Origin of the sequence: Methylobacterium ajmalii (genome assembly GCF_016613415.1) — a bacterium.
Lineage (GTDB): Bacteria > Pseudomonadota > Alphaproteobacteria > Rhizobiales > Beijerinckiaceae > Methylobacterium > Methylobacterium ajmalii.
The window spans coordinates 35,879-50,045 of record NZ_JACWCT010000032.1; the positions used below are offsets into that span (position 1 = coordinate 35,879).

Consider the following 14,167-nt stretch of genomic DNA (forward strand, 5'->3'; position numbering starts at 1 on the left):
CCGACGTCGCCGACACCTGCTCGGACGCCGACGCGTTCTGCTGCGTCACCTTGTCGAGCTGCTGGATCGCCTGGTTGATCTGCGCCGACCCCACGTCCTGCTCGCGGCACGCCGCCGTGATCTCCTCGACCAGGCCCGCCGTCCGCTTGATGTCGGGCACCAGACGCCCCAGCATCTCGCCGGCGTCCCGCGCTACCCGCACGCTGTCGGCCGACAGCGTCCCGATCTCGGCCGCCGCCGTCTGGCTGCGCTCGGCGAGCTTCCTCACCTCGCTCGCCACCACCGCAAAGCCCCGGCCGTGCTCGCCGGCCCGTGCCGCCTCGACGGCGGCGTTGAGCGCCAGAAGGTCGGTCTGGCGGGCGATCTCCTGCACGATGGTGATCTTCTGGGCGATCGTCTGCATCGCCTCGACGGCACGCCCCACCGCCGCGCCGCTGGCCTCGGCATCGCGGGCGGATTGCCGGGCGATGGTCTCGGTCTGGCTGGCGTTCTGGGCGTTCTGGCGCACGTTGGCGGCCATCTCCTCCATCGAGGCGGAGGCCTCCTCGGTGGAGGAAGCCTGCTCGGTCGAGCCCTGGGACAGCTGCTCGGCGGAGGCCGACAGCTCCTGGCTGCCCGCCGAGACGTTGCCGGCGGCACCGAGCGCCTCCGACACGACGCTGCGCAGGCGCTCCAGCATGGTCTTGAGGGCGAGGCCGAGGGCATCGCGGTCGGAGAGGGGCTTGGCCTCGACGGTGAGGTCGCCGGCGGCGATCGCCTCGGCCACGGACGCGTTCGCCTTCAGGTTCGCCGTCATGGCGTTGAGCGAGGCGACGAGGGCGCCGATCTCGTCCTGCGAGCGCACCGTCAGGGTCCGGGACAGGTCGCCCTCCGCCACCGCGTCGGCGAGGCCGACCGCCTCGGCGAGACCGCGGCTGATCGCCAGCGCGATCCAGGTCGAGGCGCCGATGCCGATCGCGAGCGACCCGAGCAGGATCACGATCAGCATCATCTTGGCGCTGTCGGCATTCGCCGCGCCCTGCACGGCCGCCTGCGTCATCTCCTGCTTGATGAACGCCGCGACCTCGTCATAGGCCTTCATGGCGGCGGCGAGCTGCTCGCGGCCCTCGCCCATGGTGAGCGTCGCGGCGCGCAGGTTGCCGCCCTCCGCGGCGATCGCGAGCGCGCGCTTCATCAGCGGGGCGGCGGCCTCGTACCGGGAGGCGAGATCGACGGCGCCCTCGCCGAGGCCGGGGGCGGCGGCCTTCGTGCGGGCGAGCTCGGCCCGGAACGCGGCCTCGAGGGCATCCGCCTCCTTGACCGCGCCGTCGAGCTCCGCGAGCGAGCCCGTCGACAGCATGAGGGCGAAGGAGCGGGTGTAGCGCAGCCAGTCGGCACGCAGGCGCTCGAAGGCGAGGGCGCCGCGCAGAGCCTCCTCGCCCCCTTCCTTGGCGAGCCGGTCGCGGAGCGCGTCGGAGGCTGCCGTCAGCTGCCGGACCTGCGGCAGGATCTCGGCCTGGTAGAACTGCGAGGCGCGGAAGTTCGAGTTGAGCGAACCCCACTTCGCCGTCTCGGCCTGGGTCCGGCCCGCCGCGGCGAGCTTGTCGGCCGCCGTCGCGAGGAGGCGCTGCTCGTCGCCGGTCGCACCGCGCTCGAGCTCGGCGCGCAGGCGGGCGAGCTCGGCGTTCTGATGGGCGAGGAGCTGGCCGAACTCGGCGATCCGCTTCGGGTCGCTCTCGAGCACGATGTTCTTCTCGGTCCGGCCGGCGGCGCCGAGGGCGTTCTGCAGGTCGGAGATCGTCCCGACCCGCTGGCCGCGCGCCGCCAGCACCTGCTGGCTCGCCGCAAGCTCGCTCAGGCGCCAGTAGCTCAGGCCGCCGGCCGCCGCGGCGAGCAGCAGCACCAGGCCTGAGGACGCCGCGAGCTTGGCCTTCACCGAGAGCTTCATCGTCTGAACTTTCCGTCGTAATCGCGAGGGCCGGGATTTCAGGCCAGGATGGCTTCGAGGTCGGGCACGATCACGAACTGGTCGTTCCACTTGATCAGGGTGCGCACGAAGTCGGGGCGGATCGCGAGGCCGACCCGCGGCATCGGCCGGGCATCCGAGAACTGGATCTCGGTGACCTCGTGGACCTTGTCGGCGGTGAGACCGACGCAGACCGGGTCGCCGTCGATCGCGAGCTCGACCACGACGATGCGGGTGTCGGGGCTCGCCGCCCGGGGCGGCAGGCCGAACCGCACCCGCAGGTCGGCGAGCGGGATGATGGCGCCGCGCACGTTGACCACGCTCGGCAGGTGAGGCCGGGCCCCCGCCACCCGGGTGGGGGGCAGGGGATCGATGATCTCGCGCACGAGCCCCGCATCGATCGCGAAGATCTCGTCGGCGATGCCGACCATCAGCGCCTGCACGCGGGTGCCCTCCTGCGCGGCGGCGCCCGGGACGGCGGGGGCTTGCGGGCTCTCGGCCCGGGCGGCGAGGGACATCAGGCGGCCTCGGTCAGGTTGGAGCCGTGCAGGTCGATCCCGGCCCGGGCCTGGCCGGCGGCCAGGAGCTGGGGCACATCGAGGATCAGGGCGGCGCTGCCGTCGCCCAGGATGGTGGCGCCGGAGAACATCGTGACGTCGGCGTGCAGCTTCGACAGCGACTTGATCACCGTCTGGTGGCTGCCGACGATCTGGTCGGCGACGAAGCCGACCCGCTCGCCGGCGAGCGCCGTGATGATCACCATCTGGTGCGGCTCGGACGGGACGTCGCAGCCGAACAGCTCGCGCAGGCGCAGGTACGGCACCAGCTCGCCGCGGATGTTGAGCAGGCTGCGGCCCCGCGCCTCGCGGTCGGCCTCGGGCAGCTCGACGCATTCCTCCACCGCCGAGAGCGGGATGACGTAGTGCCCGTCGCCGACCCGGATCAGCAGGCCCTCGATGATCGCGAGGGTCAGCGGCAGCCGCAGGGTGAAGGCCGAGCCGGCGCCCTGCTGGGTCGCGAGGTCGATCGAGCCGCGCAGGGACTCGATGGTCTTCTTGACCACGTCCATGCCGACGCCGCGGCCCGACAGGGCCGAAACCTCCCGGGCGGTGGAGAAGCCCGGCGCGAACAGGAACTGGTGGACCTCGTGGTCGCTCAGCGGGGTGCCGGGGGACAGGAGGCCGTTCTCCTCGGCCTTGGCGCGGATGCGGGCGGTGTCGAGCCCGGCGCCGTCGTCGCGCACGGTGATCAGCACCTGGGCGCCGGCATGCTCGGCCTTGAGCAGGATGCGCCCGGTCGGGGCCTTGCCGCCGGCGGCGCGGCGCTCGGGCGCCTCGATGCCGTGGTCGATGGCGTTGCGGATCAGGTGGACGAGGGGGTCGGCCAGGCGCTCGATCACGGTCTTGTCGAGCTCGGTGTCCTCGCCCTCGGTGACGAAGGCGACCGGCTTGCCGAGGTCGCGCGAGAGGTCGTGCACGAGGCGGCGGAAGCGGCCGAAGAGCGAGCCGATCGGCACCATGCGGATGCCCATCGTGGTGTCGCGCAGCGCCGCGGCCAGGCGCTCGATCTCCTCCGCCACCGCCTTCACGGCGGGGTCCGAGCGCAGGGCGGCGATCTGGTTCAGCCGCGCCTGGGCGATGACGAGCTCGCCGACCCGGTCCATCAGCGCGTCGAGGCGCTCGGCCTGGACCCGCACGGTGGTCACCGCCTGGTCGTCGGTGCGTCGGGCGGCGGCGGGCGGGGTGCGGGCCTCGGCCTCGGACGGGGCGGCAGGCGAGGCGGCGGGCATCGGCTCGTCCGCCGCGGGCTGGACGGGGGCCGGGGCCGACGCGGCCGAACCCGCCGTCTCGAGCGATCCGGTCGCCTCGACCGATCCGGTCGCCTCGACCGGCAGCATGGTGAGCGTCATCTCGTCCGAGACGAACAGGAAGACGTCCTCGATCGCCTCGCGGGTGACGCTGCCGGGCATCACCACGTCCCAGCCGAGATGGAGCCGCGCGGGGTCGAGGGCGGCGAGGTCCGGCACCGCGTCGGTGCGGGCGGTGACCGACCGGGCGCCGAGATCGCGCAACTCGTCGAGGAGCGCCAGCGGGTTGGTGCCGTTGCGCAGGATGTCGGGGTCGAAGGCGAGGCCGAGATGCCAGTCCGGCCGGTCGGCCGCCGTCTCCGGACACGGCGCCTCGGCGGGGACCGGCACCTGCGGCGCGTCCGCCCCGGCGCCGGGCCGGACCAGGCGCTGCAGCTCGTCGAGGATCGCCGCGCCGATCACCGCGTCGGTGCCGTCCGGGTTCTCGATCAGGAGGCGGATGTAGTCCTTGGCCGAGAGCGACACGTCGATCAGGGGGCGGCTCACGCTGACCTCGCCCTGGCGCACGAGGTCGAACGCGGTCTCGAAATCGTGGGTGAAGGTCGCGACCTGGGCGAAGCCGAACATCGCCCCCGAGCCCTTGATGGTGTGGAGCGCGCGGAACGCGGTGTCGATCAGCGCCCGGTCCTGCGGCCGGTCGCCGAGGTCGAGGAGCGTCGATTCCAGCCGGTCGAGGAGCTCGGTGGCCTCCGTCAGGAAGACCTCGGCGGGATCGATGTGGGTCATGGCGGCACCGGATCACGCGGGCGGCGCGGGGGTGGCGCGCACCCCGCCGACGAAGCGGGACCGCCACCCCGGCGCGCCGTCTGTCGCAGGGTTCATGACCGCAACTTGGCGCCGACGTCGATAAATTTCTGTAAATCAGATGCAAGTTTAGCGAAATCGGGATGGAACCGTTCAGCCCGATGCCCAATGTAGACGGAGCGTTAACCGCGATTCCCCCGACGCGCTCGACAGGGGCAGGGAGGGCGGGAGACGGCGTCCTTCCGCGCATCCTGGCGCCGCGGGCGGCGAGACGGCGGACGAGACCTGTGTGCGGTCTTCGCCGGTGCTGCGGCGCGAGCGATCGACGGGCGTTCCGCCACGCAGTGATCCCGGCGCGCCGCTCGGGCGCCCCGGGATGGGCAGCGTGGATGCAATGGGGGGACCCGGGGCCCCGGAGGGCGCGGAAGGCGAACCGCCGCGCCGGCTCAGCGCCGCACGAGCTTCGTCACCACCGAGACCAGCTGCTCGGGCTTGAACGGCTTGGTGATCCAGCCGGTCGCGCCGGCGGCCTTGGCCTGCTGCTTCACGCCGTCGTTCGACTCGGTGCTCAGAAAGACGATCGGCAGGCCCGACAGCGCCGGAACGCCGCGCAGCCGGCGGATCAGCTCGAGCCCGTCCATGACCGGCATGTTCAGGTCGGTGATGACGAGGTCGACCGGCTCGGCCTGGGCTTTCCTCAGGCCCTCGGCGCCGTCGCCGGCCTCGAGGATGGTGTGCCCGGCCGGGCTCAGCGCGACCCGGATCATCTGCCGGATGCTGGGGGAATCGTCGACCGTCAGGATGGTGGCCATGGTGCTGCTCGAGCGCTTCAGTGTCCGGACAGGGGAGGGGCGAGGTCGGACAGGGACACGCCCGCCCGATCGAAGGCGGCGCTCGCGGCCGCCGAGAGGCCGGTGACGCGCAGCGACCCGCCCGACCGGCGCGCGGTGCCGACCGCGGCGAGCATGACCTGCACGAAGGTCACGTCGACCCGCACCACGCCCTCGCCGTCGACATCGACCGGTCCGGCCGCCAGGGCGGCGCCGAGCCGCGCCTGGATCTCGGCCGCGGTGCGGATGTCGCAATCGTCCGGCAAGGTCAGTGTGTAGCGATCGGACATTCCACGCTCCGACAACCCGGCAACGTCGACACGGGAGAACGTGTCCTCTTCCGCGAGATACGCGCTCCAGGCGTAAAGATTCGATGTACGTAGACCGCGTCGACCGGGGAGGACGGCAAGGCACCGGCAGTCGCCGATGTACCGACGTCCGCGGACAACACTTCCCGATCGTGCGCCGCACGGGCCCGCTACTGCAACTAACGCACCGCAAGCGAGGGATTTTTCGTCCGCTGTCACGCGCGACATAACCCTTCGTTCAGCTCAAGGAGGCTAGTCATCGACGGTACGAGGACGACGCGAAGCGAGACGGCGGCCCGCGCCCTCTCGCCGTCATAGGATGATGCCGACGATGCAGACCCAGCTTCCCCGGCACCGGGCCGCGGAGCGCCCGCCGATCCTGTCGCCGGAGAACGCGGCCTTCCTCCAGGACTGGCTCGGCCTCTCGGCGGTGCAGCGCCGCGCCCTCGACGCCCTCGTCGGCGAGATCGACGGGGTGACGGCCCATACCGAGAGCCACGTCCAGGACCTGTCCGGGCGCTTCCAGCGCATCGCCGCGGCGAGCCGCGAGCAGGAGGGCATCATCGCCGGGCTCGCCGACGCCGTCCGCTCCGTCACCATCGACGAGCGCAAGCTCTCGCTGTCCGAGGTCTCGGCGGGGTTCGAGGCGACGTTCTCGTCGCTCTCCACCAAGGTCGCCGCCCTGTCGGAGCGGGGCGAGGCGATGGTCTCGACCCTCGACGGGCTCTTGGGCACGCTCGGCCGGATCGAGTCGAGCGTGGTCGAGATCGACAAGATCAACCGCCAGACCAACCTGCTCGCGCTCAACGCCAAGATCGAGGCGGCGCGGGCGGGTGACGCCGGCCGCGCCTTCGCGGTGGTCGCCGACGAGGTGCGCGACCTCGCCAAGTCGATCAGCGCGGTCTCGAGCGGGGTGCGCGAGCAGATCGGCGCCATCGCCGGGGGCCTGCGCGGCAGCCACGCCGCCATGCGGGAGATCGCCTCGGTGGACGTCTCCGACGAGAGCCGCGCCGCCACCGCGCGGTTCCGCACCGTGATGGAGACCCTGGCGCAGCAGGGCGACCGCTTCGCGGCGATCCTCGACGGCACCGCCCGCACCACCGGCGAGATCACCGCCGACGTCTCGGCCGCGCTGGTGGCGATGCAGTTCCAGGACCTCGCCAAGCAGCGCCTCGACAACATCGCCCGCTGCCTCGCCGCCCTGTCAGCGGCCCTGGCCGAGCAGGAGGGGCGCACCCCGCTCGCGGCCGATCCGGACGAGGCCCCGGACGCCGCCTGGGCCGAGCGGATGATCGCCGCCGTGACCCTCTACGAGATCCGCGAGCGCCTCGGCCAGCGGATCCTCGGCCGGCCGGCCGGGCAGGAGCCGGCCGCCGCGAGCGGCGCGGACGACGACGGGATCGAGCTTTTCTGACGGCGCGGGCGCCCGGTCCCCGACCGGGCCGCCGGCCGAGTCCGTCCCGGATGGAACGACGAACCGGAAGCCGCGTCGTCGGACGACGGCCTACCGCGCCACCCGCCGGTTGCGGGCCTCCTCGACGCTCGCCACCTCCTGCGCCCTCAGGCGGTCGACGAAGACCGTGGCGGCCCGGGCGATGTGCTGGCGCGAGAGCCGGTCGGCGGCCTCGCCGTCGCCGGCCGCGATGGCGGAGAGGATCGCCGCGTGCTCGTCCCAGATCCGGGCCGGCATCGCCTCGTCCTCGCGCAGCACCTCGCCCATGATCCGCTTCAGGTGGTTGAAGTGCGGCGCCGCCGTCTCGACGATGATCGGGTTCTCGGCGATCTCGCCGAGGAAGCGGTGGAAGGCGATGTCGGCGGCGATGAGATCGGCGACCGAGCCGCCTTTCGCCGCCGCCTGCCCGGCGGCGACCAGCGGCGCGCCCTCCCGACCGGCGCGGGCCGGGTTGCGCTCGGCGGCGAGCCGGGCCGTCAGGCCTTCGAGCACGCCGCGGACCTCGTAGAGGTTCTGCACGAACGACGCCTCGAGGGGCGCCACCACGAGGCCGCGACGCGGCGCGTCGCGCACGATGCCGTGGTTGCGCAAGAGCAGCAGCGCCTGCTGCACCGGCTGGCGCGACACCCCGTAGGCCTCCGCCAGCTCGTCCTGGATCAGCCGGGTGTTGGGCGCCAGCCGCCCCTCGGTGATCTCGCTGAAGATCGCCCCGTAGACCTGCTCGACCAGCCGGTGGCGCGTCAGGCTGCGGGCGTCCGTCTCGACGGCCATGGCCGGATTCCTCACGCGGGTACGCTCCGCGAACCGTGTTGCGCAAACCAGGCGCCCGTGCAATACCGAATTCCAAATTCGAATTCCGAATTCAATAATGCCGCGACGCCATCGCGAGCATCGGGATTCCCGAGGGAGAGACGCCATGACCGACAAGAGGCCGACCGATCCGCGCCCGACCGGCCTGCACCGCCGCCGCCTGCTGGCCACCGGGCTGGGAGCGGTCGCCCTCGCGGCCGGCGGTTTCCCGCGGCCTGCCCTGGCGCAGGGCCGGACGCTCGCCTTCAAGCTCGGCACCGACCTGCCGGTGCCGCATCCGGTCAACGTCCGGATCAAGGAGGCGATCGCGGCGATCGCCGCCGAGACCAACGGCGCAGTCGAGATCAGCCTGTTTCCGTCGAACCAGCTCGGGAGCGACTCGGACATGCTGTCCCAGATCCGCTCGGGGGCGCTCGAACTCGCGACCTTCCCGGGCACCGTGGTCTCGACCCTGGTGCCGGCGACCTCGCTCACCGGCATCGGCTTCGCCTTCACGCGCTACGACACGGTCTGGGCGGCGATGGACGGCGAGGTCGGCGGCTACATCCGCCGCGCGATCGAGAAGGCGAACCTGGTGCCGTTCGAGGCGACCTGGGACAACGGCTTTCGCCAGATCACCACCAGCACCAAGCCGATCCGCACGCCCGACGACCTCAAGAACTTCAAGATCCGCGTGCCGGTGGTGCCGCTCTGGGTCTCGATGTTCTCCGCGCTCGGCGCCGCGCCGGTGAGCATCCCGCTGAGCGAGGCGTATTCGGCGCTCCAGACCCGGATCGCCGACGGCCAGGAGAATCCGCTGGCGCTGATCAACTTCGCCAAGTTCTACGAGGTGCAGAAATACTGCTCGCTCACCAACCACGCCTGGGACGGGTTCTGGATGATGGCGAGCGGCCGCGTCTGGAAGGGCGTGCCGGCCGACGTGCGGGCGATCATGGAGAAGCACCTCAACGCCGCGGCCCTGCGCGAGCGCGACGACATCGCGAAGGCCAACCGCGACGTGCAGAAGGAGCTGGAGGGGCGGGGGCTCATGTTCAACACAACCGACCCGAACGCCTTCCAGTCGGCGCTCAAGGCGACGAAGTTCTACGGCCAGTGGCGGGAAAAGTTCGGGCCGGAGGCCTGGGCGCTGGTGCAGAATTATGCGGGTGATATCGGCTGAGGATTTTTATGATCCTCGCCAACGCTTCAAACTCCACTGCGTCATCCTGGGGCTCGCCGAAGGCGAGAACCCGGGATCCATAGCCGCTGACGCTGGAGAAAGAAGCGGAACGCGCGACGCCGCATCCTGTACCATCAGCGGTTATGGATCCCGGGTTCCGCTGCGCGGCCCCAGGATGACCTGGTGGGTGGCACATCCGTCGAGAGTGCCGAAGACATCAAGCATAGAAAGACCAAGCGAGGACGACCACGATGAGGGAAGTGCTCACGCCAGGGCAGATGCTCGCCGTCCAGGCGCGCCTGCAGCCCGACCGGATCGGCGCGCGCGACCTCGAACGCGCGATGACGTTCCGGCAGTGGAACGCCCGCGCCTGCCGGCTCGCCAACGCGCTCCTGGGCCTCGGCCTGGGCAAGGGCGAGCGGGTGGCGGTGCTGGCCTACAATTGCGTCGAGTGGCTGGAGATCTACGCCGCGATGGCGAAGGCCGGCCTCGTCGCGGTGCCGATCAACTTCCGGCTGGTCGGGCAGGAGGTGCGCTACATCCTGGAGGATGCCGAGGTGTCGGCCCTCATCCTGCAGGACGAGCTCGCCGGCACGATCGAGGAGATCCGCGCCGACCTGCCGGTGTCGGACTCCCGCGTGGTGTGGTTCGGGGCCACGCCCTGCCCGGCCGGCTTCTCGGCTTACGAGGACCTGATCGCGCGGGCCCGCGAGGACGAGCCCGGCATCGCCATCGATCCGGCCGATCCGTGGATGCTGATGTACACCTCGGGCACCACCGGCAAGCCGAAGGGGGCGATCCGCTCGCATCGCGGCGCCGCGATGCTGTCGCTGATCACCGAGATCGAGCTCGGCATCCACCGGCGCGATTCGGCGCTCCTGGTCATGCCCATGTGCCACGCCAACTCGCTCTACTTCTTCGGCGCCTTCAGCTATTGCGGCGGCGTCACCAGCGTCTACTCGCGAAAAAGCTTCGATCCCGAGCATTGCGTGCGGGCGCTCGCCGAGGGGGGTGCGAGCTTCACCTCCCTGGTGCCGACCCATTACGCGATGATGCTGGGCCTGAGCCGGGAGGCCAAGGCGCGCCACGACCTCACCCGCATCACCCGGCTGATGATCTCCTCGGCGCCGGCCCGGCCCGACACCAAGCGGGCGGTGATGGAGTTCTTTCCCAATTCCGGGCTCTACGAGCTCTACGGCGCCACCGAGGTCGGCTGGGCGACGATGCTGCACCCGCCCGAGCAGTTCACCAAGCTCGGCTCGGTCGGGCGCGAATGCGTCGGCTCGGCGCCGATCAGGCTCCTCGACGAATCCGGCCGCGAGGTACCGGACGGCGAGGCGGGCGAATTGTTCTGCTCCAACCCCTACCTGTTCGACGGCTACTGGAAGCTGCCGGAGAAGACCCGGGAAGCGTTCCGCGGCGAGTACTGCACCGTCGGCGACATGGCCCGGCGCGACGCGGACGGCTTCATCCATCTCGTCGACCGCAAGAGCAACATGATCATCTCGGGCGGCGAGAACATCTACCCCTCCGAGGTCGAGGCCCTGCTCGGCGGCCACCCGGCGGTGCACGACGTCGCGGTGGTGGGGCTTCCCGACGAGACCTGGGGCGAGCGCGTCCACGCGGTGATCGTGCCGCGCGACGGCGCTTCGGTCACCGAGGCCGAGATCCTCGGCTGGTGCAAGGATCGGCTCGCCGGCTTCAAGCGCCCGCGCACGGTCTCGTTCCTGGAGGACGCGGCGATGCCCCGCACGGCGACGGGCAAGACCCTGCACCGCAAGCTGAAGGAGCGGCTGGTGCGGGGGGAGGGGTGATCGCTGCCGTGTCCGTGCCCGCTCCGAGAACAAAGCGCGGGCGTCCCCTCTCCCCGCGGGCGGGGAGAGGGGAAGGACGCCCGATCTCGGTGCCGGCAGCGGATCCGGACTTCGTGGATCTGCAAAGATGCCGACCTCACCCGGACCGACTTCCTGGGTGAGCACGACGCGCCCAGGGCGCGAACGACGACGTAACGGGAGGAAAACCCATGAGCCAGCAGGCCACCGTCCAGGACCTCAACGCCGACGCGCAATCCTGCGCCGCCTGGATCGCCCGGTTCCTGAAGGCACGGGGCGTCGACCGGGTGTTCGGGCTCCAGGGCGGCCACATCCAGCCGATCTGGGACCATTGCGCCCGCCTCGGCATCCGCATCGTCGACGTGCGCGACGAGGGCGCCGCGGTCCACATGGCCCATGCGCACGCCGAGCTGACCGGGGAGCTCGGGGTCTGCATGGCGACCGCCGGGCCCGGCGTCACCAACTGCGTCACCGGCATCGCCAACGCCTCGCTCGCCCGCGTGCCGGTGCTGCTGATCGGCGGCTGCACCTCGCGGGCCCAGGCCAATCTCGGCCCGCTCCAGGACATCCCGCACGTCGACATCCTGCGCCCCGTGACCCGCCAGTCGCGCACCGCCCGGGTCGCCGACCAGGTGATCCGCGAGCTCGACGAGGCGGTGGCCCGGGCCATGGGCGATCTGGCCGAGCCGGGCCCGGTCTACATCGAGATCCCCACCGACGTGCTGCGCGCCCCCGTACCGCCGCAGCTCGTCCTCGACGACTGGATGCGGCCGAAGGCGCCGCGCGTCCTGCCGCCGGATCCCGCGGGCGTGGCGCAGGCCGTCGACGCGCTGTGGGGCGCGCGTCGCCCGCTCGTGGTGAGCGGGCGCGGGGCCAAGCAGGCGGGGCCCGAGCTGGTCCGCCTCCTCGACGCGCTCGGCGCGGTCTACCTCGACACCCAGGAGAGCCGCGGCCTCGTGCCGGCCGACCATCCCGCGACGGTCGGCGCCATGCGGGCCGCGGCGATGACCGAGGCCGACGTGGTTCTAGTGGTCGGCCGCAAGCTCGACTACCAGCTCGGCTACGGCTCGCCGGCGGTGTTTCCCGACGCCCGCTTCGTGCGCATCGCCGATACGGCCGGGGAGCTCGTCGACAACCGCCGCGGCGAGCCGGAATTGCTCGCGACGCCCGCGCTGGCGCTGGCGGCGATCGTCGAGGCCGCCGGCAACCGGGCGCCCGCCCTCGATGCGGACTGGGCGCAAGGCCTGCGGGCGCGCCACATCGCGCGCTCGACCGGCGCCACGGTCCCGCAGACCGGGGGGGACGGCCGGGTCCATCCGGCGGCGATCTTCGCGGCGATCCGCGAGGTCGCGGATCCCGACTACATCGCGGTGGCCGACGGCGGCGACCTCCTGAGCTTCGCCCGGGTCGGCCTCGAGGCGCGGACCTACCTCGATGCCGGCGCCTTCGGCTGCCTCGGCATCGGCGTGCCCTACGCCACCGCGGCCTCGCTCGCCCATCCGGAGCGGCAGGTGATCTGCGTCACCGGCGACGGGGCGTTCGGCATCAACGCGATGGAGATCGACACCGCGGTCCGCCACGGCGCCAGGCCGGTGATCATCGTGTCGAACAACGCCGCCTGGAACATCGAGCGCTACGACCAGGAGTTCAATTACGGCGGCCGGGTCGTCGGCACGCTTCTGGCCGATTCCGACTATGCGGGGCTCGCCCGGGCGCTCGGCGCCCACGGCGAGCGGGTGACGCGGCCGGAGGACCTGGCCCCGGCGATCGCCCGGGCGCTCGCCAACGCCCCGGCGCTCATCGACGTCACGACCTCGCAGGTCGCGGTGTCGTCGGACGCCCGCAAGGGCCTCGGCTTCGTGCCCGACTACCAGCCGCTCACCGCCTGGGACGACGCCGAGCGGCGCCGGCGCGGCGAGAGCGTGTGAGGGCAGGGCTCACCGTGGTGCGCCGGGGGCCTCCTCCGGCGCGCCGTCGGCGGCGCCGAGCATGAACCAGACCACGGCCGCCGTCTTGATCGAGAACGGCGAGTCGCTGATCACCAGGAGCAGGCAGGTATAGATCGCCATGGCGCAGCGCAGGCGCCAGGCGTCCCGGTTGCGCGCCGGCATGAGCACGAACAGGCCCCAGGCCACGAGCGCGCCGGGCACCCCGACCTGGGTCAGCGCGTAGGCGTAACCGGAATCCGACAGGAAGAGCTTGTCGGGCAGGATGCCGAACACGCCCTCGGGCGGCAGGGAGGTGATCAGCAGCGCGGCCCAGAGCAGGCGGCCGGCCATGTCGTTCTGCCAGGTCACCTGCATGCTCTCGAAGCCGTAGACGGCGAGCGCGAGCAGGACGGCGAAGGGCAGGGCGAACCAGAGCAGGCGCGGCAGGCGCCAGCCCACCCACATCGCCCCCGTGATGGCGACGCAGACATAGGCGCCGAAGCGCGCATCGGCCAGGATGATGGTGAGGGCGGCGCAGAGGAACAGCCAGGCCCGCCCCCGCATGGTGCGGCGGTAGAGCGCCCAGGCGAACAGCACGGCGCCGAAATTGCCGGCCGAGACCGGCTCGAGGAAGACCGACGAGACCCGGTGCGGCCCGAGGAAGGGCAGGATGGTGCGCGAATCCGGCCGGATGCCGCTGGTGAACAGCGAGCCGGTCAGCTCGTTGATCTCCGACGGAGACATGCTGCCGCGAGCCACGTAGTAGCGCACGATGTTGAAGTATTTCTGGTAGACGTCGAACAGGCCGTACTCGAACAGGCCCATCGCCACCACGATCACGCCGCAGGTCAGCACCGCCCGGTCGGCGTCGCGCAGGTCGGGATTGCGCCTCCCGAGATTGTAGAACACGACCGGGATCAGGAAGTCGCGCACGCCCTTCACGTCGGTCGAGCCGCGCAAAGCCAGGAGCAGCAGCCCGTAGGAGACGAGCCCGGCGAGGATCAGCCAGGGGCCGGCCCGCTCGTCGAGGGCAAAGCCCAGGGTGAGCGCGATGATCGCCACCTCGGCGCCGATCACCGTGCCGCCGGAGACCGGGAAGCCCGCGGTGTTGAGGAAGCACAGGGCGGCGTTGAAGACGAGCGCGGCGACCAGCAGGGCGTGCGCGGCCCGGGCCTGGTAGGGCGCGCGCCCGTCCGCGGCGGGCAGCGCGAGGACGGCGCCCCCCTGGTACGCGGGCCCCATGCGGCTCACGCCGCCCGGACCCGGCCGGGGCGGCCTTGCCCCTGGCCGG

General features: G+C 71.8%; 11 protein-coding genes. 4 read left to right on the forward strand and 7 right to left on the reverse strand.

Features of this window, described 5'->3' with window-relative positions; translation table 11 throughout:
- From HPY23_RS06075 to HPY23_RS06095, 5 genes are all read right to left on the reverse strand, one after another.
- The coding region (locus HPY23_RS06075) for a methyl-accepting chemotaxis protein (RefSeq protein WP_236017632.1) at positions 1–1,927 on the reverse strand (1,927 nt) is incomplete at its 3' end.
- A gap of 38 nt (positions 1,928–1,965) precedes the next feature.
- Entirely contained in the window at positions 1,966–2,463 is a 498-nt protein-coding gene (locus HPY23_RS06080; protein WP_082742581.1) for a chemotaxis protein CheW, read from the reverse strand.
- The gene (locus HPY23_RS06085) at positions 2,463–4,538 is read right to left on the reverse strand and encodes a chemotaxis protein CheA (protein ID WP_091882210.1); all 2,076 of its coding nucleotides are present in this window, start codon (positions 4,536–4,538) and stop codon (positions 2,463–2,465) included. The genes HPY23_RS06080 and HPY23_RS06085 overlap by 1 nt, the downstream gene beginning before the upstream one ends.
- A gap of 464 nt (positions 4,539–5,002) precedes the next feature.
- A complete protein-coding gene (locus HPY23_RS06090; RefSeq protein WP_060847895.1) occupies positions 5,003–5,368 on the reverse strand; it encodes a response regulator in 366 nt (121 codons plus the stop codon).
- A gap of 17 nt (positions 5,369–5,385) precedes the next feature.
- Complete coding sequence (locus HPY23_RS06095; protein ID WP_175539850.1) at positions 5,386–5,676, reverse strand: STAS domain-containing protein; 291 nt, start codon at positions 5,674–5,676, stop codon at positions 5,386–5,388.
- Positions 5,677–6,025: 349 nt separating this feature from the next.
- Between HPY23_RS06095 and HPY23_RS06100 the strand changes: the two genes are divergently transcribed.
- A complete protein-coding gene (locus HPY23_RS06100) occupies positions 6,026–7,108 on the forward strand; it encodes a methyl-accepting chemotaxis protein (protein ID WP_139234868.1) in 1,083 nt (360 codons plus the stop codon).
- A gap of 90 nt (positions 7,109–7,198) precedes the next feature.
- On the opposite strand, the gene HPY23_RS06105 is transcribed toward HPY23_RS06100, so the two are convergent.
- The gene (locus tag HPY23_RS06105; protein ID WP_091882216.1) at positions 7,199–7,918 is read right to left on the reverse strand and encodes a GntR family transcriptional regulator; all 720 of its coding nucleotides are present in this window, start codon (positions 7,916–7,918) and stop codon (positions 7,199–7,201) included.
- A 145-nt stretch (positions 7,919–8,063) separates the two neighbouring features.
- Between HPY23_RS06105 and HPY23_RS06110 the strand changes: the two genes are divergently transcribed.
- The 3 genes from HPY23_RS06110 (at position 8,064) to HPY23_RS06120 (ending at position 12,876) form a co-directional block, all read left to right on the forward strand.
- A complete protein-coding gene (locus tag HPY23_RS06110) occupies positions 8,064–9,116 on the forward strand; it encodes a TRAP transporter substrate-binding protein (protein ID WP_091882219.1) in 1,053 nt (350 codons plus the stop codon).
- Between the two features lie 251 nt (positions 9,117–9,367).
- Positions 9,368–10,930: a class I adenylate-forming enzyme family protein gene (locus HPY23_RS06115; RefSeq protein ID WP_091882223.1), complete on the forward strand. Its 1,563-nt coding sequence runs from the start codon at positions 9,368–9,370 to the stop codon at positions 10,928–10,930.
- A 209-nt stretch (positions 10,931–11,139) separates the two neighbouring features.
- Positions 11,140–12,876 (forward strand): thiamine pyrophosphate-binding protein, encoded by a 1,737-nt coding sequence (locus HPY23_RS06120; RefSeq protein ID WP_091882226.1) that lies wholly within the window; start codon positions 11,140–11,142, stop codon positions 12,874–12,876.
- 9 nt (positions 12,877–12,885) lie between these two features.
- Here HPY23_RS06120 and HPY23_RS06125 read toward each other — a convergent pair.
- The coding region (locus HPY23_RS06125) for a hypothetical protein (RefSeq protein ID WP_210346947.1) at positions 12,886–14,167 on the reverse strand (1,282 nt) is incomplete at its 5' end.